Raw genomic sequence first — 21,171 nt, 5'->3', positions numbered from 1 at the left:
GCGTCCATGAGCCACGATCCCCACGATCCCGTTGTGACCGATCCCGAGCTGTACACGGTGCTCTTCGAAAACGAGCGCGTCAGGGTGCTGGAGTACCGGGACCACCCCGGCGACAAGACCGCAGCGCACGGCCACCCCGACACCGTGATGGTCCCGCTGGCGTCCTTCACGCGCCGCCTAACCGCCGGCGGCAAGGAGGCGGAAGTCGAACTGGAGACCGGACAGGTGCGATGGCTCGACGCCCAGGAGCACGCGGGCGAGAACATCGGCGACACCCCGAGCCACGCGATCTTCATCGAACTCAAGGAACCCGGTCACTCCGCCGCCACCGGGTATGCGGGAAGTCCCCTGGGGCCACGCCCTTCTCGGCGGGTGCCGCCCCGGGCAGACGGGTAGCCATGACACCCGCAACGCCGACGGACGGCCGGAGGTCTTCGGAGGGGACGCCAGCGGTGCACTGGTAGGTGGCGTAAGTCGCAGATGACGCCGCAGCTTCGTAACGATCGGCGTGGGCGAACAGAGCCCACCGCGTCTTCCTGGCGCCGTCTGCACCTGTAATACGCGATCCGGTCCCCCGTCAGGTCTCCGGGCGGAAGTGGCGGGCGAAGGGGGCCAGGTAGAGGTCGGCCAGGCGGCGGCGGGCGTCCGGGTCGTCCAGGGGGAGGACCGTCTCGGGGGTCAGGACGAACGAGATCACGCCCCTGATCACGAGTTCGGCGAAGTAGTCGACGTCGGCGTCGGGGACGTCCAGGCGCCCGGCGGCGATCTCCGCGCGGACATGGCCGCCGATCCAGGCGCGGGCCTCGGCGATCGGGCCCGCGGCGCGGGTCGTCAGGTGCGGGAGGATGAACTCCGGCTCGGTGCGCAGCAGCCGGTTCAGCAGGCGGTGCCCGCGCAGGAAGTCGAGGCAGAACAGCAGGCCCTCGACGAGCCGGTCCTCCGGGGTGGACTGGGCGGCGATGACCGCGTCGGCCCTGGTGAGGAAGCGCCGCATCTCCCGGAGCAGGATCGCGTCCAGCAGGGCGTCCTTCTTCGGGAAATGCCGGTAGATGGTCACCCGGGACAGCCCGCAGCGGCGGGCGACGTCGTCGATGGTGAAGCGGCGGACGCCGAAGTCCTCGGCCTGCCGGAGGGCGGCGTCCAGCACCCGCTCGGCCGTCCCGTCCCCGTGCGGCGGCGCGCTGCGCGCGCGCTGGAACAGGCCGTGGACGATCCCCATGTCAGGCAGCTTAACCCGGTTTACATCTTGACGAAATCTGTTACATGTGCAGATTATTGGACAAGCATTCCAACAGCAGGGAGGCCCCATGCCGGACGCCGAAGTCGCGATCATCGGGGCCGGGCTGAGCGGGATCGGCATGGGCATCGCGCTGCGCCGCGCGGGCATCACCGACTTCGTCATCCTGGAGCGGGCCTCCGACATCGGCGGCACCTGGCGGGACAACACCTATCCCGGCATCGGCGTGGACGTCCCCGCGCAGGCGTACCAGTTCTCCTACGCGCTCAACCCGTCCTGGAGCCGGGTCTTCGCCCCCGGACACGAGGTCAAGGCGTACGTGGACGGCCTCGCCGACCGCTACGGGATCCGCGAGCACATCCGCCTCGGCGCCGAGGTCCTCCGCCGCGACTGGGACGAGGAACGGCACCAATGGCGGCTCGCGACACCGTCAGGGGAGGTCACCGCCCGGTTCGTGGTGTCGGCGATCGGGGTGTTCGTCGATCCCAAGGACGCCGGCATCCCGGGCATCGGGGACTTCGCGGGCGACGTGCTGTCGTCGTCGCGCTGGGACCACGAGGCCCCGCTGCGCGGCAGGCGGGTCGCCGTCATCGGGACGGGCGCCAGCGCCGTCCAGCTCGTCCCCGAGATCGCCCCGCAGGTCGCCCACCTGGACGTCTACCAGCGCACCCCCATCTGGATCGCCCCCAAACCGGACGCCCGCACCCCGGCCGCGCTGCGGCGGCTCTACCGGCGGGCGCCGCGCGTCCAGCAGGCGGTGCGGCGGGCGAGCACGCGCGGCGCCGAGTTCCTGCTGATCGACAGCGTGGTCGGGCACCGCCCGGCCGTCACCCGCACCCTGGAGCGGCTCCTGACCGCCTGGTACCGGACGCAGGTCCGCGACCCTGACGTCCGGCGCCGGCTGACCCCCGACTACGGATTCGGGTGCAAGCGGCCGTCCGTGTCCAACACCTACCTCAAGACGTTCAACCGGCCGGACGTCACGCTCGTCACCGACCCCATCGAGACGGTCACCAAGGCCGGGATCCGCACCGGCGACGGCACGGAGCGGCCCGCCGACGTGATCGTCCTCGCGACCGGGTTCCGGCTGTCCACCGACCCCGAGGTGTTCCGCCGCACCCCCGTCCGCGGCCGGGGCGGCTTCGACCTCGCCGACCGCTACGCCACCGACCGGCTCGCCTCCTACGAGGGCGTGTCGCTGCCCGGCCTCCCGAACCACTTCATGATGTTCGGCCCCTACGGGTGGGTCGGCGGCACCTGGCACCAGCTCGTCGAGACGACCGCCGCGCACGTCGTCCGGGTGCTCACCGAGGCCCGCCGGCGCGGCGCGACCTGCGTCGAGGTCCGGGCGGAGCCGACCGAGCGGTGGACGGCCGGGATGCGCCGCCGCCTCGCCGGCTCGGTCTTCACCGGCCGCTGCGCGACGGCCAACAGCTACTACTTCGACCACCACGGCGACGTCCCCTACCTGCGGCCGACCAGTTCGGCGCAGGCCCGCGAGGCCGCCGCCACGTTCCCCCTGGACGACTACACCTACGAGACGAGGCCCATATGACGTCCGTTCCCGAACGCTCCGTGAAGGTACGCCGCGTCCGCTTCAGCTACCCCAAGGGCTCCCTGCGCCGCCACTACGTCGACGGCGACCTGATCATGAGCCATGTGGTCGCCGTCCTGTCGGCGATGTTCCCCAAGGGCGAGGAGTTCTTCATCCGCTCCGTCCACCACTACTCCGGCCGCATCACCGACCCGGAGCTGAAGAAGCAGGTGAAGGGGTTCATCGGCCAGGAGGTCGTGCACGGCCGCGAGCACGAGACCCTCAACGCCACGCTGCGCGCGATGGGCTACCCGACCCACCGCGTGGACGCGTTCGTCAAGCGCAGCCTGGCGCTCGGCGACCGGCTGATGCCGGGCCGGGCCCGGCTCGGCCACACCGCCGCGCTGGAGCACTACACCGCGACGCTCGCCGAGTGCCTGCTCACCGACCCCCGCGCGCAGGCGCTGCTCGGCGACACCGAGGTCCGCAACGTCCTGCTCTGGCACGCCCTGGAGGAGTCCGAGCACAAGGCGGTCGCGTTCGACGTCTACCGCGCCGTCGGCGGCACCGAGCGGATGCGCCGCCGCACCATGGTGGAGGCCAGCTTCGGTCTTCTCGGCCTCACGATCGTCGCCACGATCCTGTCGATGCTCGCCGACCCCGCCACCTACAACCCCCGGCGCCTGGCCGCGAGCGTCCGCGCGCTGCGCCGCTCCCCCTTCCTGAGCCGCGAGCTCCGCGCCCGGATCCGCGACTACCAGCGCGAGGGCTTCCACCCCGACGACTACGACGCCACCGAACTGCTCGCCCGCTGGCGCGCCGAGCTCTTCGGCCCCGACGGCACCCTCAACGACCGCCTCGCCTCGGCCTGACCGACACGTCGAGGCGAGGCCCGAACCGCGCTCCTCTCCCGGAGACACCGTTCCGGGAGAGGCGGCAAGGAGAAGCGGGCCGCGTCCGTATCGGAAAAGGGGAACCCGGCCGGAACCTCAGACGGTGAACTGCGCCACGATGCCGTGCAGTTCGGTGGCGACCTCATCGAGCTGGCCGGCGGTACGGCGGGCATCGGCCACCCCGGCGGTGGTGGTCTGCGCGGCGGTGGCGACCCCCGTGATGCCGGCGGCGATGTCGTCGGCGCCGACAGCGGCCTGGGAGATGTTGCGGCTCATCTCCCCGGAGGTGGCGCTCTGCTCCTCCACGGCGGCGGCGATGGTGGTGGAGTGCTCGCTGACGGTGGTGATGACCTCGCTGATCCCGCCGATGGCCGCGATCGCCGCGTCGGTGTCGGCCTGGATGGCCTCGACGCGGCGGGCGATGTCCTCGGTGGCCTTGGCGGTCTCCTGGGCCAGGTCCTTGACCTCGCCCGCGACGACCGCGAAGCCCTTGCCCTGCTCCCCCGCACGCGCCGCCTCGATGGTCGCGTTGAGGGCCAGCAGGTTCGTCTGCTCGGCGATCGAGGTGATCGTCTTGATGACCGAGCCGATCTCCGCGCTGGAGGCGCCCAGATTGGCCACGGTGTCACCGGCGTCGCGCACGGTCTGCACGCCGGTGTCGGCCACCCGGGCCGCCTGACTGACGCTGCCGGCGATCTCGGCGATGGTGGTGCTCATCTCCTCGCTGGCCGCGGCGATGGTCTGCACGTTGGCCGAGACCTGCTCGGCGGCGGCGGCGACCTGGTCGGAGCGGGCGGCGGTGCCGGTGGCGGCGGTGTCCATCCGTCCGGAGACGGCGGCCAGCTCCCGGGAGGCGCCGGTCAGCGTCGCGCTGTGGCGGGTGATCATGCCGAAGGCGCCGCGCAGCACGCTCACGGTCTGCTCCAGAGCGCGGGCCATGTCGCCCAGCTCATCGCGGCGGGAGGTGTCGATGGAGGCGGTGAGGTCCTTTGCGGCGATGGTGCGCAAGGTCCGCACGGTCGCGGCCAGCGGCCGGGTGATGGTCCGGGTCACGAGCACGGCCAGCGCGGCGGCCAGCAGCAGGCACAGCGCGCCCGCGCCCAGCATCAGCCGCAGGGCGGTGTCGCTGGCCGCGCGAGCGTCGGCGATCGCGGTCACGACGTTGGCATCGGCCTCATCGGCGAGCCCGTTCACAGCGCCGGCGGCCCGGTCGAAGTACTCCAGCGCTTCACCGGCCACCAGGTCATTGGCCTGCCGGGTCCGGACGGGCGTGCCCTGGCGGTAGGCGGCGACGACCTGCTCATCGAGGCGCATGAACTGCTCGAACGCGGTCTCGGCCTGCTGCAGGTGCTCGCGCTGGGTGGCGGTCAGCTCCAGACCCGCCAGCTTGTCGAGGTCCTTGCGGAAGGCTTCGGTGGAGGCCAAAAAGTTCTTGCGCTGCCCGACGGTGTCGTCGGTCGCCTTCGGCACGCCGCGGATGGTGTCGAAGGCGTAGCCGGTCTGCCAGCCGTTGAAGTCGGCGGTGCGGAACTTCGCCGTCAGCGCCGCGCCGCGCACCGCCGCACTGGCCGCCATCTGATCGGCCGCTTCCCGGGCCGAGAAGATCCCGGTGGCGCCTACGCCGACGGCCCCGCACAGCAGGACGCTCACCACCGCGAACGCACCACCCAGGCGCACTCCGACCTTGAGATCGTTGATCTTCTTCATGTTCGGCCCCGCTCTGTCTGATCGATGTCGTTGACTGGGGGCCGGTTGCGCCCGTGCCGCGACCATCGACCGGACCGGCCACAGAATGAGCAGAATCACACTCGGCGTGGGGAGCGTGCGCCCCCTCGGGCGACCCCGACCCTGAGGCCGCCCTGCGGCGGCGCGCCGCCGAGGTGGACGACGGTGGCACGCAGCGCGGCGGGCCAAGAGTTCTTGACGATCCGTCCGGTGCGCTCGGCGTTCGTCCGGGTAGGTGTGATCTGCCTGGGGCAGCCCGAAAAGCAACGGGAGCACAGATCGTTGTCCAGCGTGCCGATCACCGATGAGGGCGCCGGTGCCCGCGCTCAGTCCGCGCGGCGCCGACGGCGTCCGTGCCCGCGGGCGCGGGGGACGTCCCGATGACGGCGGAGACGGACGGCACCGGGAAAGAGCCCGGCGGCATGGACGCCGGAGACCCGCCGGTCCCGGCCGCCGCGCCGGCCTGGACACCGGACGCGGCGCCGGACGCGGCGATCCCGCCGGACGCCGAGCTGCTGCTGGCGGTGTTCGCCGATCTGGGCGCGGGCCTGTGCCTCACCGACCACTCCGGGCGCATCACGGCGGTCAACCCGCACGCCATGGCGCTGCTGGAGCGGCCCGCCGGCGCCCTCGTGGGGGCCGATGCCCATGACCTGCTCCACCGGGACGCGGCCGGGGCGCCGATCCCGCGATCGGAGTGCGTGCTGCTGCCGGTGCTGGAACACGGCCGCACCGTCCACGGCGACGGCGAGTGCGATGCCTTCCTGGACGGCAACGGCCATCTGCGGCCGATCGACTGGGCTGCCTCCCCCATCCGGCGCGACGGGCGGATCCGGGGCGCGGCGGTGCTGTTCGGCGACGCGAGCGACCGCCGGGCCGCCGCCCGGCGGCAGGCCGACCAGCTGGCTGCGGTGGAGAGGCTCACCGGGCGGCTCGCGGCGGTGAGCGAGATCAGCACCGTGCTGGCCCGGACACCGGAGGAGGACGAGGCGCTGGGCCGGCTGGTCCGCCTCCTCGTGCCCCGGCTGGCGGACTGGGCGGCGGTGGACGTGTGCACCGGTCTGGCCGAGGTGCGCCGGGTCTCGGTCGCCTCCCCCGTCCGCGGCCCCGCTCCCCCGGGCGTTGCCGCTCTCCAGGGCGGCACCGAGGAGGATCCGGCCGTCTGGCTGGGGCCGCTGCCGCCGGTCACCGATTCCTCGCGCGCCCCGCTGGCCCGGGTGCTGCGCGGCGGCGAGGCCCTGCTGCTGGGGCCGGACGACATCGCCGCCGCGGGCGAGGGCCCGCTGGACGCCGCGCACGGCGAGCTGTTCGCCGCCTTCGGCGCGGCCTCGGTGATCATCGCGCCGCTGCGCACCGCCCGGGGCGTGCTGGGGGCGCTGACGGTGGCGCGCACCGAGCCGGCCCGCCCGTTCGACGCCTCCGAGCTGATGCTGATCGCCGACATCGGCCGGCGCGCCGGGCTGGCGGTGGACAACGCGCGCCTGGCCGGCCGGCAGGGCGAGACGGCCGAGACCGTGCAGCGCCACCTGCTCGCCCCGCTGCCCGAGTCGGGCCGCCTGCGCCTGGCCGCCGGCTACCGGCCGGGAGGAAGGGAGGGCGCCCGGATCGGCGGAGACTGGTACGACGCCCTCGTGTTGTCCGACGGCGTGACCGCGCTCGTCATCGGGGACGCGGCCGGGCGCGGCCTGCCCGCCGCCGCGCACATGGCGCAGCTGCGGAACATGCTGCACTGCCTGATCTGGGACCGCACGGAGCCGCCCAGTCTCGTCATCGACCGCTTCGAGGAGGCGATGATCTTCACCACGGACATCGTCACCGCCACGGTGATCCTGGCGCGCGTCGAGGGTCCGCTGGACGGCCCCTGGCAGCTGCACTGGGTCAGTGCCGGGCATCCGCCGCCGCTGCTCGTCACCGCCGACGGCGAGACCCGCTATCTGGAGACCGGCCAGAACCCGCTGCTCGGCGTCGGCGTCCCCGAACCCGGTTCGCGCTTCGACGCCATCGAACCGCTGCCGGCGGACGGGACGGTGCTGCTCTACACCGACGGGCTCATCGAGGTGCCCGGCGGTGATCTGGACGCCGGCATGGACCGGCTGCGCCGCCATGCGGCCGCGCTGGCCCGGCATCCGGTCGACGAGCTCTGCGATCAGCTGCTGGAGCGCATGCCGTCCGGCGGCACCGACGACGCCGCCCTGCTCGCCCTCCGGCTGCCCGGCGAATGACGGCCGCACCGTACCCCGGCGACCGGCCGGCGCGCTTCCCCGCCCCGGCGGACCCCGGCGCGGTCGAAGTCCTGCCCGAGCCGGACCTCACCCCCATCGCCGTCACGGCCGCGCACGTCTGCGCCGCCCCGATCAGCCTGGTCATCCTGATCGGCCCCGACGGGCCGCGCATCACGGGGCACACCGGGATCACCGGGACCGACACCGACCACGACGTCGCGCCGCTGGTCTCCGTCCTCGCCCGGGGGGAGGAGATGGAGGTCGGCGACATCGACGCCGACCCGCGCTTCGGCGGGGGCCCCGTGGTGATCGACGGCCACCGGCTGCGGTTCTGCGCCGCCGCCCCGGTGATCAATGCGCGCGGCCACGTCCTGGGCGTGGTCTGCGCGCTGGACGAGCGGCCGCGCCACCTGACCGACGACCAGCGCCGGATCCTGCGCTTCCTGGCCGACAGCGCGGCCGGGCTGCTGCAGGCGCACCACTACGCCCTGCGCGCCGACCGGACCATCCACGGGCTGCGGGACGTGCGGGCGATCAGGGACCGGTTCCTGAGCAGCATCAACCACGAGCTGCGCACACCGCTGACCTCGATCCGCTCCTCTCTGGAGTTCATCCAGTCCGGCGAACTGGACGAGCCCACCGAGAACAGGTTCCTGTCGGTGATCGGACGCAACAGCGACCGCATCCTGCATCTGATCGACGAGCTGCTGCTGATGGCGAGCCTGAACACCGAGACCACCTCCTTCAGCCCGGCGCGCTGCGACCTGGTCGCCATCGCCCGTCACGCGCTCGACGTCGCCGCCGACAGCGCCGGCGCCGAACGCCACACGCTGACCCTGAACGCGCCCGAGCCGGTGGCGGTGTGGGCCGACGCGCCCCGCCTGCAGCACGCGGTCGGCCACCTGCTGGACAACGCGATCAAGTTCACCTTGGACCCGGGCACGATCACCGTCACGGTGATCGCCGACCCGGCCCCCCGTCTGGCGGTCTGCGACACCGGCATCGGCATCGGCGCCGAGCACATCGAGCACATCTTCGAGGACTTCTACCGCACACCCGAGGCGGAGGAGAGGGCCATCCCCGGGACCGGGATGGGCCTGTCCATCGCCGGCAAGATCATCGACGCGCACGGAGGGAGCATCCGCACCGACAGCGCCCCGGGCAAGGGCACCTGCATGCGCATCACCCTGCCGGTGCCCCCGGCGGCGTGACGCCGCATGGCCGCGCCAGGAGCTGAGCACCGGCACCGCCCGCCGGAGCCGCACCTCGGCCCCTGGCCGGGGTATAGCCCGGACGGAGGTGGAGTGTGATGGCGGTCATCGATCGCGTCACCGACCCGGACCGGCTGCGGGTGCTGCGCGCGACGGGCCTGCTGGAGGCCCGGCACGTTCCGGTGCTGGACTGGGTGACCCGGGCGGCGGTCCGGACGGTGCCGGCGCCGGTGTCGATGCTGTCGCTGATCGAGGCCGACCACCAGGTGGTGGTGAGCTCCGCCGGGCGCTGGGAGAGGGAACCCGCCCCGTGGCCGCGGTCGCCGTGCCGGGACGTGGTGGCCCGGAACGCCGAGCTGGTGCTGCCCGACCTGCGGGCCGAGGGCCGGTGGCGGAGCATCGACACCGTCCGCGGCGGGTCGATGCTGGCGTACGCGGGGGTCCCGGTGCGCGCGGGCGGCGATCAGGCGCTGGGGGCGCTGAGCATGATCGACACGCGGCCGCGGACATGGGACGCCGTACATCTGGAGACGCTGCGGGAACTGGCCGGGCTGGTGGAGGCGGAGATCGCGACGCGGCTGACCCGCGTCCGTCCGCACGATCGGCCGTCCGAGCACGGCGAGATCGAGGCGCTCATCGCCGACGACGAGCGATGGGGTTTCGTGCAGGCGCTGCTGGACAGCCTCGACGCCGAGGTGCGTGCGTGCGACCGGGACGGGCGCATCACCATCATGAACAAGCGCCCGCTGGTCGCCCATCCGCTCTCACCTGGAGTGTCGGTGTGGGACCTTCCCGAGGCGTACCGCATCCTGGACGCCGACACCCGCGACCCGCTGCGCCCCGAGGAGCTGCCGCTGGCGCGGGCGCTGGCCGGCGAGCACGTCGCCGGCCAGCGGATCGTCGTCGACACCCCGGAGATGGCGGCCCGCTGCCTGTCGGTCAACGGACGTCCGCTCGACGCCCCCGACGGGCGCCGGCTGGGCGCGGTGGTGGCCATGCACGACATCACCGACCAGCAGCGCACCGAGATGCTGCGCGCGGCCAGGCACGCCGTCGACACCGCGCTGGCCCAGGCGGCATCGGTGCCGGAGGCCGCCACCGGCGTGATCGAGGCGGTCGCCGGCGCGCTGGGGTGGTGCTGCGGGGAGTACTGGCAGGTCGACGAGGACGGCGAGTCCATCACGCGGCTGGCGTCCTGGACGTCGCCCAGCGGTGGTCTCGAGGCGTTCACCGGCCCCGATCCCCTCACCTACGCCCGGGGTGAGGGGCTGGCCGGCCGGGCCTGGGACACCGGTGAACGGATCTGGGTGACCGACCTGCCCGCCGAACCGATCGACTTCCCCCGCGCCCGGGTGGCCCTGCGGACCGGAGTGCGCACCGCGATCGCGGTGCCGGTGCACACCGGCGGCCGGGTCCTCGGCGTGCTGGCGTTCTTCATCACCAACGTCGTCCGGCCCGATGAGGACCTGGCCGACCTGCTGGACGGCATCGCCGAGTTCGTCGGCCGCTACATGGAGCGCCGCCGCGGCGAGGACCTGACCCTGGCGCTGCAGGCCAGCCGCGAGCACTTCGACCGGGTCGTCACCCAGATCAACGAGCACGTCTGGACCGTGGAGGTCACCCCCGACCACCGCGTCCGCTCGGTCTACATGAGCCCCAACAGCGTCAAGGTCTTCGGCAAGCACATTCCCAACGACGTCGACCAGGCCCGGTTCGTCGCCGAGCATCTGGAGCGACCGGACGACGCCGAGGCGTTCCGGGCGTTCCAGGCCGAGCTGGGCGCGGGCCGCCCAGCCGAGGTCGAGTGCTGCGTCCGCGGCGGCGACGGCCGGGTGCGGTGGATATGGATGCGCGGCGCCCCCCGCCTGGAGGACGGGCGCGTCTTCATCGACGGCATCACCACCGATGTGACCGAACGCCACCGGATCGAGCAGCAGCGCGAGAAGCTCCTGGCCCAGCAGCGCGAGCAGGTCGAGCGGCTCCGGACGGTGGACGCGATGAAGGACGAGCTGATGGCGCTGGTCACCCACGAGCTGCGCAACCCGATCAGCTCGATCTACGGGTACGCCGAGCTCCTGCTCGACGCCGGGCTGACCGGGCAGCAGCGCACGTTCGCCGAGGTGATCGGCCGCAAGACCACCCATCTTCGGCGCCTGGTCGACGACCTGCTGGACCTGGCAAGGCTCAGTGCCGGGCACGTGAGCATCGATCCGCGCCTGACCTCCCTGACCAACCTGCTCCAGGAGGCCGTCTCCGACCACCGCGCCGCCGCCGAGGCCCAGCGGCTCGACCTCGGCACCGACCTGGCGCCCGCCCTGCACGCGGTCGCCGATCCGGTCCGCGTCCGCCAGATGATCGACAACCTGCTGTCCAACGCCATCAAGTACACCCCGGCCGGCGGCCTCGTCACCGTCACCGCCCGCCCGGGTACGGGCGACGCCGAGGGAACGGTGGTCATCTCGGTCGCCGACACCGGCATCGGTATCCCGCTCGACCAGTACGACCAGCTGTTCACCCGGTTCTTCCGCGCCACCACCGCCAAGGAGGCGGGGATCAAGGGCACCGGGCTCGGCCTGGCCATCACCCGGGCCATCATCACCGCCCACGACGGCACCATCACCGCCGCCCCCAACCCCGGCGGCGGGACCGTCTTCACCGTCCGGCTCCCCACCGGACCGCCCGCCTGAGCCCGCCGGCGGGCCTGCGGTAAGGGCGTCCGGGATCATCCGGGCCCGCGGTCGGTCCGGCCGGACCGGAGAGCCGGGACACCAGGAACGCGCAGACCAGGGCCGCCACGGCGAAGATCCAGAAGCTCAGCCGGTAACCGGACACGAGGGCGTCGCGCACGGCCGCGCCGGGCCGGGTCTCCGCGCTCGCGTACAGCACGTGCCGGTCGCCCGGGGCCAGCCGGGACGAGACGACCGCGAGGCAGATCGCCGGGCTGAGCGACACCCCGAGGAAGTGGACGGTGAGACGCACGCCGTTGACCACGCCGAGCCGCTCGGCCGGGACGCCCATGATGAGCAGGGTGGTGTTGGCCGTGTAGAAGACGCCGGCTCCGGCGCACACCAGCACCATCCCGGCGGCGATCAGCGGGTAGGGCGTGTCCTCCGCCAGGTACGTCGCCAGGAGCGCCAGGCCCGCCGCGGCGGCGACGGTACCGCACACCGCGATGCGCCGAGGAGGGAACCGCGCGCCCAGCCGGCCGCTGATGGGCGGCGCGACCATGCCCGCCAGCGGTCCGGCGAGCACCGCGATCCCCGCCTCGACGGTCGACATGCCCTGCACGTTCTGCAGGAACAGCGCGATGAGGAACGCCATGCCGACCATGCCGACGGCGCTCAGCGGCGCGGCGAGGTTGCCGAGCACGAACGCGCGCGCCGCGAACAGGCCGGGATCGATCAGCGGCGACCGGGAGCGCCGCTGGTGCAGGACGAAGACGGCGAACAGCAGGGGGCAGAGCAGGAGCGGCACAAGGCGCGGCGCGGAGCGCCAGTCCCCCGAGCCCGTCTGGGAGACCACCAGGACGAGGAGGGCGAGCCACCCCGTCAGCAGCGCCGCCCCGACCGCGTCGATCGGGTCGCGCGCGGAGGTCTTCGCCCGGGGGAGGCAGTACACGCCCCACACCAGGGCGGTGAGGCCGACCGGGACGTCCATGAGGAACACCCACTGCCAGCCGAACGTGTCGGCGAGGTAGCCGCCGAGCGAGGGGCCGAGCAGCGGAGCCACCCCCAGCGCGCCCAGGTACACGCCCATGCTCTGGCTCAGGCGCTCCTTCGGGACGGCGGCCGCGATGAGCGCCGTCCCGTTGGCCATGGCCATGGCGGCGGCGATCCCCTGGAGGGTCCGCAGGACGATCAGGACCTCGATGGTCGGCGCCGCGGCGGCCGCCAGGCTCGCCAGGGTGAACAGGGCGAGCCCCGACAGGTAGACCTTGCGCCGGTCGAACCGGTCGGCGAGCCTGCCGCACACGACCAGCAGGGACGTCTGGACGAGCATGAAACCCAGGACGACCCAGGTCGCGGCGAGCGGGCCCGCCCGGTAGTGCCCGGCGATGAGCGGCAGGGCGATGTTGAGGACGGTGCCGCTGAGCACGAGCATGGTCGTCCCCAGGCTGACCGTCGCCACGATCTGCCAGGTGCCGGCGCCGGACGGCGCGTCCGGCCGGTTGTCGCGGGCGAAGACCAGCGGATCCTCCTCGGTGACGGCCGCGGAGCCGCGGGGGGACGGCGCGTCCTGCCGAAACCGTTCTAGAATAGCGTTCGAATTGGTCGGCCACACGGGCGGCCCGCCGCCCGTGCGGCCGACGTTCACTCCGAGCGCAGCGCCGTGGCGGTCCTGATCCGCGCCGCCCAGCCCGCCGGGACCAGCGCCCCGAGCACGGCGATCGCGATCCCCGCCAGGACGAACAGGGCCGCCAGCGTCCACGGGAAGATCTCGGTCAGGCCGTAGGGCAGGACGATGCCGCCCGTGCGGGCCATGGCCGGCAGCACCACCTGGTGGGCGGCCATGCCGAGCGGCAGGCCGATGAGCCCGCCGAGCAGGCCGAGCGCGCCCATCGAGACGAGGACGACCGTCAGCACCTGCTTCGGTGTCGCGCCGAGCGACTTGAGGATGCCGAAGTCGCGGACCCGGTCGCGGGTGTTGAGCACCACGGTGTTGAACACCCCGAGCCCCGCCACGGCGGCGATCCCCAGCGTCAGCAGCGCCACGAGGCCGAGGACGATCGCCTGCTCGACGTCCGTGCCCTCGTCGGTCGTATGGGCCATCACGCCCTCGGCCGTGAGCGCGTCGACGTAGGCGCGCGCCGACGTGCCCGGCGTGAGGGTGACCTCCATGAGGGAGCCGAGGGCGACGTCGCCGAACGGCGCGAAGGACGCCCAGTCGGTGACGAACGTGTCGCTGCCGTCCACGATCGCCGTGCCGACGATCCGCAGCACGGCCTTCCTCCCGTCCGTGCCGACGGTGACGGTGTCGCCGATCCTCTTGCCGGACTCCTCGAGGAAGGGGTCTCCGACGACCACCTGCCCCGGCCCGTCCAGCCACCGGCCGCTCACCACCCGGTAGCCGTGGCGGTCGGCGGGCGCGCCCTGGTACGCCTTCAGTTCCACCGCCCGGGACGAACCCGGCACGTGGACCTGCGCGGACGACGTGACGGCGACCTTCGCGGTGCCGGGCCGTCCCGCGAGCGACGGCGCCTCGCCCTGCCCGACGACCTCGACCTGAAAGGTCCGCAGGCGCGTCTCGTCGGTGAAGTAGGCGTCGAGGGTCCGGCTGAGGCCGACCGCCAGCGTGACGGCGGCCACCCCGAACGCGACGGCGCTGACCGTCAGGGCGGTGCGTCCGGGCCGGGCGAACGGCACGCCGAGGCCGAGGCTGACCGGGCGCGGCAGCCGGGTCCGGGCCAGCAGCCGCTGCACCCGCAGGGCCCGGCCGCGGCGCGGCGCGGCGCCCGCGCTGACCGCCACCGCCGCCGGGACCAGCCCCGCGCGGACGGCCGGGACCAGCGCGGTCACGGCGGCCACGCCGAGCACCCCGAGGACGGCCAGCACGTCCACCGCGACCGAGACCCCGCTGGCGGCCGGCAGGTCGAGCGACTCGCTCAGGGACGCGCTGACCGCCCCGGCCAGGATGTTGCCGGCCACCGTGCCGGCCAGGCAGCCCACCACCGCCGGAACCGCGATCATCATCAGGTACACGCCGGTGACCTGGGCCGGGGTGAACCCGATGGCCTTGAGGACGCCGATGTGCCGGAACCCCGACACGACCGCGCCGCTGACCACGTTGCCGATGATGAGGACCGCGACGATCAGCCCGGCGACCCCGAACGCGACGAGGAACGGGATCGCCACCTTCCCGTCCTCGGTGGCCTTGCGGCGGGCCACCTCGTAGCTCTGCGCGGAGGTCGCCGCGAGCCCGGCGGTGACGTTCGCGGCGGGGGCCGCGGGGTCGGCGAGCCGGTAGAGCATCTGCCTGCCGTCCGGCCTGGTCAGCTGACCGGGCGCCACCCAGCCCTGCGCGCTGCGGGTGATCGACCGGCCGAGGCCCACGATGGTGAGGGTCCGCCCGTCGGTGAAGGGGACCTTCTGCCCGATCAGCTCCGTCTGCCCGGGGCCGCGCGCGAGGTCGCTGCCCACCACGATCTCGCCCGGTCCGGTCGCCCAGCGCCCGCGCTTGAGCGTCAGGCGGTCCACGCGGTCGCCGCCGTCGGCGGCCCGCGCGACGACCGTGATCGGGCCGGGCGGCAGCGCTGGCCGGACGGACGGCCCGCCGGGCGAACCGCCGGACGATCCGCCCGCGGGGCGGCCCGGGGACCCGACCGTCATGATCTGCGACGCGTAGGGGCCGCCCGCCGCCGTCACGCCCGGCCGCGCCGCCGACGCCGCCGCCTGCGCGCCGGTCGTCCTCGCCGCGTCGTAGGAGACGGTCAGGTGCGCGCCCCGCTGCTGCGCGAACGCCCTGTCGTACGGGCCGTCCACCGTGGCGAGCAGGCCCATCGCGAGCACGGTCGTGGCGGTGGACAGCAGCACCACGACCCCGATGATGAGCGTCTGCAGCCTCCGCCGCCGGACCGCGTACCGCGCGGCCCGCCATACCGCCCTCACCGGGTCACCTCCGTGGCGAGCCGGCCGTCCTCGAACGCGATGACCCGGTCGGCGCAGCGCGCGGCCAGGCGCTCGTCGTGGGTGACGATGAGCAGCGTCTGGCCGATCTGGTTGAGGTCCAGCAGGAGGTCCATGACCTGCTCGCCGGCGCGGGAGTCGAGGGCGCCGGTCGGCTCGTCGGCCAGGAGCAGCGCGGGGCGGTTCATCAGGGCGCGGGCGACGCCGACGCGCTGGCGCTCCCCGCCGGACAGGGCCACGGGGTAGGCGTCGGCGCGGTCGGCGATGCCGAGCTCGTCCAGCAGCTCCATCGCCCGGGTCCGCGCCTGCCTGCGGCCGATGCCGAGCAGCTGCGCCGCGAGCATGACGTTCTCCAGCACCGGCAGGTCGTCCAGGAGGTAGAAGAACTGGAAGACCATGCCGATGCGGCGCCGGCGGTACTTGGCGAGGGCCGCCTCACCCATGCCGGTGATGTCCTCGCCGCGCACGATCACCTGGCCGGAGGTGGGCCGGTCCAGGCCCGCCACCATGTTGAGGAGGGTGGACTTCCCCGAACCCGAGGGGCCCATCACGGCGACGGCCTCACCGGCGCGGATGTCGAGGGTGACGCCCGCGAGCGCGGCGGTCTCGCCGTACTCCTTGCGCACGTCCTTGAGCCGAACCATCAGTTCCATGCCTGGACGGTAGGGCTCGCCGGGCCGCCGCCGCGTCGGGCCCGGGATGTAGCCGCGGGGCCGGGTCATCCCGGCGATGTACGGGCCTCGCCCGGCCGAAGGATGCGCTTCGTCCGGTCCGCCGCCAGTATGAGCGCATGGTGCCCCTATGGATCGTGCCACTGTCGGTGGCCCTCCCCTGCCTGTGGGCGCTGTGGGAGCGCCGCCGCCGCCGCGCCGAGCTGGGCGCGCGCAACTGGCTGCTGGAGCGGGAGCGGGAGGGCGCGGCGAGCCAGGCCGTCGAGGAGGAGCGGGCGCGGGTGGCGCGGGACCTGCACGACATCGTCAGCCACAGCGTCAGCGTCATGGTCGTGCAGGCCGGGGCCGCGCGGCACGGCCTCGACGGGGAGGCGGGCGAGGCCGAGGAGGCGCTGCTCGCCGTGGAGCGCACGGGACGCGAGGCGATGACGGAGCTGCGGAACCTGCTCGGCGTCCTCGCGCCCGCGCCGGACGGCGACGAGCTCGCGCCGCAGCCGTCGCTGGCCCGGCTGGGGGCGCTGGTGGACCGGGTCGCGTTCGCGGGACTGCCGGTGGACGTGACCGTCACGGGCGAGCCGCGTCCGCTGCCCGCCGGGATCGACGCGACCGGATACCGGATCGTCCAGGAGGCGCTCACCAACGCGCTGAAGCACGGAGCGCCGGGGGCGCGGGCGGAGGTACGGGTGGGCTACGGGCGGAACCTGCGGCTGGAGGTGCTGAACACCGGGCCGAGCGTGCTGACCGGAACGGCCGCGCCCGCCGCCGAGAACAAGGACGGGCGCGGCCTGATCGGGCTGCGCGAACGGGTCGCCGTCTACGGCGGCGACCTGGACGCCCGGCGCCGGCTCGGCGGCGGGTACCGGGTGCGCGCGCGGATCCCCCTGGAGCGGCCGTGACGCGCGTGCTGATCGCCGACGACCAGACGCTCGTGCGCGGCGGCTTCCGGATGATCCTCACCAAGGGCGGCATCGAGGTGGTCGGCGAGGCCGCCAACGGGCTGGAGGCGGTGGCCGCCGCGCGCCGGCTGCGTCCCGACGTGGTCCTGATGGACATCCGGATGCCGGAGCTGGACGGGCTGGAGGCGACCCGGCGGGTGCTCGCCGACCGTCCGTCCTGCCGCGTGGTGATGCTCACGACCTTCGACCTCGACCGGTACGTCTACACGGCGCTCTCGGCGGGCGCGAGCGGCTTCCTGCTGAAGGACGTCACGCCCGAGCACCTGGTGGCGTCCGTGCGGCTCGTCGCGACCGGGGACGCGCTGCTGTCGCCGTCCATCACGCGCCGGCTCGTGGAGCGGTTCGCCCGGCCGGGCCCGGAGCCGACGGGCGTGGACGAGCTGACGCCGCGCGAGCGGGAGGTGCTGCGCCTGCTCGGAGGCGGCCTGTCGAACGCCGAACTGGCCGCCCACCTGCATCTCAGCGAGGCGACCGTGAAGACGCACGTGGCGCGCATCTTCGCCAAGCTCGGCCTGCGCGACCGCGCCCAGGCCGTCGTGTTCGCCTACGAGTCCGGCATGGTCGTCCCCCGCGGCGACTGATCCGCTCGCCCGTGCGGGGCTCAGCCGAGGACGACGTCGCGGCGGGCCGCGGCGATGACGCCGGCCAGGACCGTCACCGCCGCGACGGCGAGGAGGACGGCGAGACCGCCGAGGCCGGGACGGGCGGCGGCGGGGTCGGGGACGTGCTGGAAGATGCCGAGGTCCTGCACGGCCTGGGGAACGCCGAACAGCCGCCCCAGGAGGGCGAGGGTCCCGCCGGCCGCCGGCAGCACCCACGCCAGGGGTCCGGCGCCGGGCCGCAGACCGACCAGCAGGGCGGTCCACCCGGCCGCGGCCATCGCCGCCGGCCACTGGCCGGCGCTGTAGGTGAAGGCGCGCAGCGCCACGTCGGTGCCGGTGATGGTCATCGGGGCGATGAGCGCACTGGCCGCGCCGGTGACCAGGAGGATCAGCGCGCAGCCGACGGCCGTCGCGGTCACGTTCCAGGCCAGCGGTCTCCATCGGTCCGTACCGGTGGCCAGGACGTGGTCGGCCAGCCCCTCGCGTTCGTCGCGGCCGGTGCGCAGGACGCTCAGCACGGCGAACACGGCGACGGCGATGCCGACGGCCGTCCCGCAGTAGGCGAGGTAGGCGGCTTCCGGATCACCCGATTCCAGTTGCGATCCCAGGAAGCCGTCCAGGTCGCCTTCCCTGCTCTGCTGCACCACCGTGGAGCCCATGGAGGCGAACAGCGCCCCGACGCACGCCACCGCGACCGTCCAGGTCAGGATGTCGCCGCGGAACAGCCGCGCGGTCAGGCCGAGCCCGGAACGGATGTTCAGCCGCGCGTCGCGGGATTCCGTTGCGGGCAGCAGGCCGGCGCCGTACTCGCGCCGGTCCGACAGCAGCACCGCCAGCCACGCCAGTGCCCCGGCCACGCCGGCGAAGGCCGCCAGGGCCCACCACCGGTCATGGGTGAACGGCCCCGCGGTCGTCGAGAGGGCGAGCGGGCTCGCCCAGTTCAGCCGCTCCGCGTCCCGGGTGTCGGCGAACGCCCGGACGACGAACGCGACGCCGACCGCCGCCATCCCCAGGCGACGGGCGGCCCTGGCGGAGGCGACGACCTGCGCGAGCACCATGGTCAGCGCGCCGACCACCAGGAGGGTCACCGCCAGGACCGCGCCGAAGGCCAGCGCGCCCGGCCAGGTGACCCCGTCGACACGGCCCGCCGCGAGCCCGGCCCCGGTCGCGCAGCCCGCGGCGAGGACGGCCGCCACCGCGACAAGCACACCGCAGGCGGCCCGGATGGGCGTCCGGCGGTCCGCCCCGGACGTCAGCATCAGCTCCAGGGTCCCGTCCTCCTCCGCCGCGCGTGTCAGGGCGACCGCCAGCACCACCGCCATGACCGCCACCAGGAGGGTGGCGAGGGCGCCGACCTCCCAGGCGAACATCTGGGCCGGCGTGCCCGGGTCCGGCAGCCTGCCGTACAGCAGCGTGGTCGCGGCGTCGTGCTGGATCAGGTCGACGGCCGCCCGCCGCTCCCTCTCGGTGGGGTAGGTCGACTGGTAGGCCGACACGGTGCCACCGGCCAGCGCGACCAGCAGCACCGACCAGGAGCCGATCAGCAGCCGGTGGCGGCGCAGCATCAGGCGCGCGGCGGTCATCGGGCCTCCCCCCGGTAGTGCCGCAGGAACAGGTCCTCCAGCCGCGCCGGGGTGCAGGTGATGTCCTCGGCGTCGGCCGAGGCCAGCAGCCCCAGGGTCGCGGGGACCAGATCGCGGGGGACGCTCAGCCGCACCCGGTGCCCGTCCGCGGCCGGACCCTCCGGTCCGTCCACGGCCAGGCCGAGCGAGTCCAGGCCGGCCGCCACGGCGGCGAACGCCCGGTCCGCGCCGAACCGGGCGGTGACCTCGGAGGCGGCCAGATGCCGCAGGTCGGACAGCCGCCCCGCCTCCACCAGCCGGCCGTCCTTGATGATCGACACCGATGCGCACACGTCCTCGACCTCGGCGAGGATGTGGCTGGACAGCAGCACCGTGCGGCCCGCCGCCGCGGCCTCGCGCACGCAGCGCTGGAACAGCTCCTCCATGAGCGGGTCGAGGCCCGAGGTCGGCTCGTCTAGGACGAGCAGGTCCGTGGGGGCCGCGAGCGCCGCGATCAGGATCACCTTCTGCCGGTTGCCCTTGGAATAGGCGCGGACCCGTTTGCGCACGTCCAGGGCGAAATCGGCGACCAGGCGCCGTTCGGCCGCCACGTCGCGCGCACCCCGCAGGCCGGCCAGGGCGTCGAGCACCTCCTGGCCCGTCAGGTTCGGCCACAGGTTCACCTCGCCCGGCACATAGGAGACCCGCCGGTTCAGCCGAGCGGCCGAGGACGCCGGATCCAGGCCCAGGACGCGGACGCGCCCGGCGGTGGCCCGGTACAGCCCGAGCAGGACTCTGATCGTCGTCGACTTCCCCGCCCCGTTGGGGCCAAGGAAGCCGTGCACCTCCCCTTCGGCGACCCGCAGGTCCAGGCCGTCGACGGCGGCGAGTGCACCGAACCGCTTCTCCAGCCCCGTCACGTCGATCACGTCGTCCCGGCTCATCGGTTCCGTGCCTCCTCGATGGCGTCCAGCAGCGCGTCGGCGATCACCCTGTCGAGCCGCCTGTCCTTGTCCTCGGCCAGCCGCACGTACAGGTCCGCGGCCCGCCGGAGGCCGTCCACGTCCACCGACCGGGCCAGGGGCGGGAACCCGGCCCCCAGATGCCGGCTGAACCGCTCGACGATCGCCGCCGCGATCTGCGCGGCCTCCTCGTCGGTGGGCGCCGACTCCGCCTCGTACCGGTCGGCGAACCGGCCGAACAGCGCGGCGCTCTCGGCCATGCGCGCCTCGTCGAATCCCTGGTAGACGACCTCCACCTCCGGTGGCATCTCACCGCGGTAGAACGCCAGCTCCATGAAGTCGCGCTCCCGCCGGATCATCCGGCGCGCGCCGTCGTCCTCGACGCGCCGCTCGATCGTCTCGTAGAACCGCGCGATCGCCGCCGGCAGCGGCGACAGGTGGTCATGCCGCTCCACGGCGGCGATGAGACGCCGCACCTGCGCGCGCTGCGCCTCCAGCTCCTCCAGCTGCTCCTCAAGCGCGACCACGGTGGCGTTCAGGTCGGTGAGCACCGACGCGCGGACCCCGGCCGGCTCCCGCTCCGGGTCGTCGGCGGGGTGCAGCATTCCCTTGACCCGCGACAGCGGCACCCCGGCCTGCGCCAGCCAGCGGATGCGGATGAGCCGCGCGACGTGCGTGAGGTCGTAGTCACGGCACCCGTCGCGCACCGCTGGTACGGGCAGCAGGCCGATCTCGTGGTAGTACCGGACCGTCCGCACCGTGGTACCGGCGAGGTCCGCCAATTCCTTCACTCGCACGAGCCAAGCCTGGGGTACGACGTAACGTCACAGTCAAGACCGATCGCCCGGAATGCCACGGGCGATCCGCGCGCCACGATCCGCCGGCGGCAGGGCCGCGCTCTGGTCCCGCGGGCCGGGCGGTGCGTAGGGTGACCGCATGGTGGTGGTACGCGACGTCGGTCTCCTGCTGGAGG

At 73.8% G+C, this 21,171-nt stretch carries 16 protein-coding genes; 8 read left to right on the top strand and 8 right to left on the bottom strand.

Going from position 1 to position 21,171, the window contains the following annotated elements:
* Positions 1–6 precede the first annotated feature (6 nt).
* A complete protein-coding gene (locus tag IE99_RS0122335; RefSeq protein WP_030174201.1) occupies positions 7–396 on the top strand; it encodes a cupin domain-containing protein in 390 nt (129 codons plus the stop codon).
* Between the two features lie 181 nt (positions 397–577).
* On the opposite strand, the gene IE99_RS0122330 is transcribed toward IE99_RS0122335, so the two are convergent.
* Positions 578–1,219 (bottom strand): TetR/AcrR family transcriptional regulator, encoded by a 642-nt coding sequence (locus IE99_RS0122330; protein ID WP_030174198.1) that lies wholly within the window; start codon positions 1,217–1,219, stop codon positions 578–580.
* An 88-nt stretch (positions 1,220–1,307) separates the two neighbouring features.
* Between IE99_RS0122330 and IE99_RS0122325 the strand changes: the two genes are divergently transcribed.
* Both IE99_RS0122325 and IE99_RS0122320 read left to right on the top strand, forming a co-directional pair.
* Positions 1,308–2,792, top strand: coding sequence for a flavin-containing monooxygenase (locus IE99_RS0122325; protein ID WP_030174196.1), 1,485 nt, complete (start codon positions 1,308–1,310; stop codon positions 2,790–2,792).
* Entirely contained in the window at positions 2,789–3,643 is an 855-nt protein-coding gene (locus IE99_RS0122320) for a metal-dependent hydrolase (RefSeq protein WP_030174193.1), read from the top strand. The genes IE99_RS0122325 and IE99_RS0122320 overlap by 4 nt, the downstream gene beginning before the upstream one ends.
* A 117-nt stretch (positions 3,644–3,760) precedes the next feature.
* On the opposite strand, the gene IE99_RS0122315 is transcribed toward IE99_RS0122320, so the two are convergent.
* Positions 3,761–5,437, bottom strand: coding sequence for a methyl-accepting chemotaxis protein (locus IE99_RS0122315; RefSeq protein WP_211258886.1), 1,677 nt, complete (start codon positions 5,435–5,437; stop codon positions 3,761–3,763).
* A gap of 332 nt (positions 5,438–5,769) precedes the next feature.
* Here IE99_RS0122315 and IE99_RS0122310 point away from each other — a divergent pair, with 332 nt between their 5' ends.
* The 3 genes from IE99_RS0122310 to IE99_RS30610 all read left to right on the top strand — a co-directional run bounded on the left by IE99_RS0122310 (position 5,770) and on the right by IE99_RS30610 (position 11,509).
* The gene (locus IE99_RS0122310) at positions 5,770–7,611 is read left to right on the top strand and encodes a SpoIIE family protein phosphatase (RefSeq protein WP_051713016.1); all 1,842 of its coding nucleotides are present in this window, start codon (positions 5,770–5,772) and stop codon (positions 7,609–7,611) included.
* Positions 7,608–8,822 (top strand): GAF domain-containing sensor histidine kinase, encoded by a 1,215-nt coding sequence (locus tag IE99_RS0122305; protein ID WP_037559920.1) that lies wholly within the window; start codon positions 7,608–7,610, stop codon positions 8,820–8,822. The genes IE99_RS0122310 and IE99_RS0122305 overlap by 4 nt, the downstream gene beginning before the upstream one ends.
* 98 nt (positions 8,823–8,920) lie before the next feature.
* The gene (locus tag IE99_RS30610) at positions 8,921–11,509 is read left to right on the top strand and encodes an ATP-binding protein (protein WP_030174182.1); all 2,589 of its coding nucleotides are present in this window, start codon (positions 8,921–8,923) and stop codon (positions 11,507–11,509) included.
* Here the strand turns inward: IE99_RS30610 and IE99_RS0122295 are convergent.
* Genes IE99_RS0122295 through IE99_RS0122285 form a run of 3 tightly spaced genes read right to left on the bottom strand, consistent with a single transcriptional unit; the run spans position 11,475 to position 16,098 of the window.
* Positions 11,475–13,136 carry a DHA2 family efflux MFS transporter permease subunit gene (locus IE99_RS0122295; RefSeq protein ID WP_051713015.1) on the bottom strand — a complete coding sequence of 554 codons (1,662 nt, stop codon included), beginning with the start codon at positions 13,134–13,136 and terminating at the stop codon, positions 11,475–11,477. The two genes, IE99_RS30610 and IE99_RS0122295, sit on opposite strands and share 35 nt — an antisense overlap.
* Positions 13,133–15,427 (bottom strand): ABC transporter permease, encoded by a 2,295-nt coding sequence (locus IE99_RS0122290; protein ID WP_030174176.1) that lies wholly within the window; start codon positions 15,425–15,427, stop codon positions 13,133–13,135. Before IE99_RS0122290 ends, IE99_RS0122295 begins: the two co-directional genes overlap by 4 nt.
* The gene (locus IE99_RS0122285; protein ID WP_030174174.1) at positions 15,424–16,098 is read right to left on the bottom strand and encodes an ABC transporter ATP-binding protein; all 675 of its coding nucleotides are present in this window, start codon (positions 16,096–16,098) and stop codon (positions 15,424–15,426) included. The genes IE99_RS0122290 and IE99_RS0122285 overlap by 4 nt, the downstream gene beginning before the upstream one ends.
* A 137-nt stretch (positions 16,099–16,235) precedes the next feature.
* Between IE99_RS0122285 and IE99_RS0122280 the strand changes: the two genes are divergently transcribed.
* Positions 16,236–17,012 (top strand): sensor histidine kinase, encoded by a 777-nt coding sequence (locus tag IE99_RS0122280; protein WP_030174171.1) that lies wholly within the window; start codon positions 16,236–16,238, stop codon positions 17,010–17,012.
* A complete protein-coding gene (locus tag IE99_RS0122275) occupies positions 17,009–17,653 on the top strand; it encodes a response regulator (protein ID WP_030174168.1) in 645 nt (214 codons plus the stop codon). Before IE99_RS0122280 ends, IE99_RS0122275 begins: the two co-directional genes overlap by 4 nt.
* Positions 17,654–17,673: 20 nt before the next feature.
* Here IE99_RS0122275 and IE99_RS0122270 read toward each other — a convergent pair whose 3' ends face one another.
* From IE99_RS0122270 to IE99_RS0122260, 3 genes are read right to left on the bottom strand one after another with little or no spacing between them, the layout of a single operon-like run.
* Positions 17,674–19,257: a hypothetical protein gene (locus IE99_RS0122270; RefSeq protein ID WP_030174165.1), complete on the bottom strand. Its 1,584-nt coding sequence runs from the start codon at positions 19,255–19,257 to the stop codon at positions 17,674–17,676.
* Complete coding sequence (locus IE99_RS0122265) at positions 19,254–20,180, bottom strand: ABC transporter ATP-binding protein (protein ID WP_030174162.1); 927 nt, start codon at positions 20,178–20,180, stop codon at positions 19,254–19,256. Before IE99_RS0122265 ends, IE99_RS0122270 begins: the two co-directional genes overlap by 4 nt.
* Positions 20,177–20,995: a MerR family transcriptional regulator gene (locus IE99_RS0122260; protein ID WP_084219786.1), complete on the bottom strand. Its 819-nt coding sequence runs from the start codon at positions 20,993–20,995 to the stop codon at positions 20,177–20,179. The genes IE99_RS0122265 and IE99_RS0122260 overlap by 4 nt, the downstream gene beginning before the upstream one ends.
* Between the last annotated feature and the right edge of the window lie 176 nt (positions 20,996–21,171).

It is taken from the genome of Spirillospora albida (genome assembly GCF_000718255.1).
Taxonomy (GTDB): domain Bacteria; phylum Actinomycetota; class Actinomycetes; order Streptosporangiales; family Streptosporangiaceae; genus Spirillospora; species Spirillospora albida.
The sequence above is the reverse complement of the archived record's forward strand: the minus strand, read 5'-3'. Positions and strand labels throughout refer to the sequence as shown.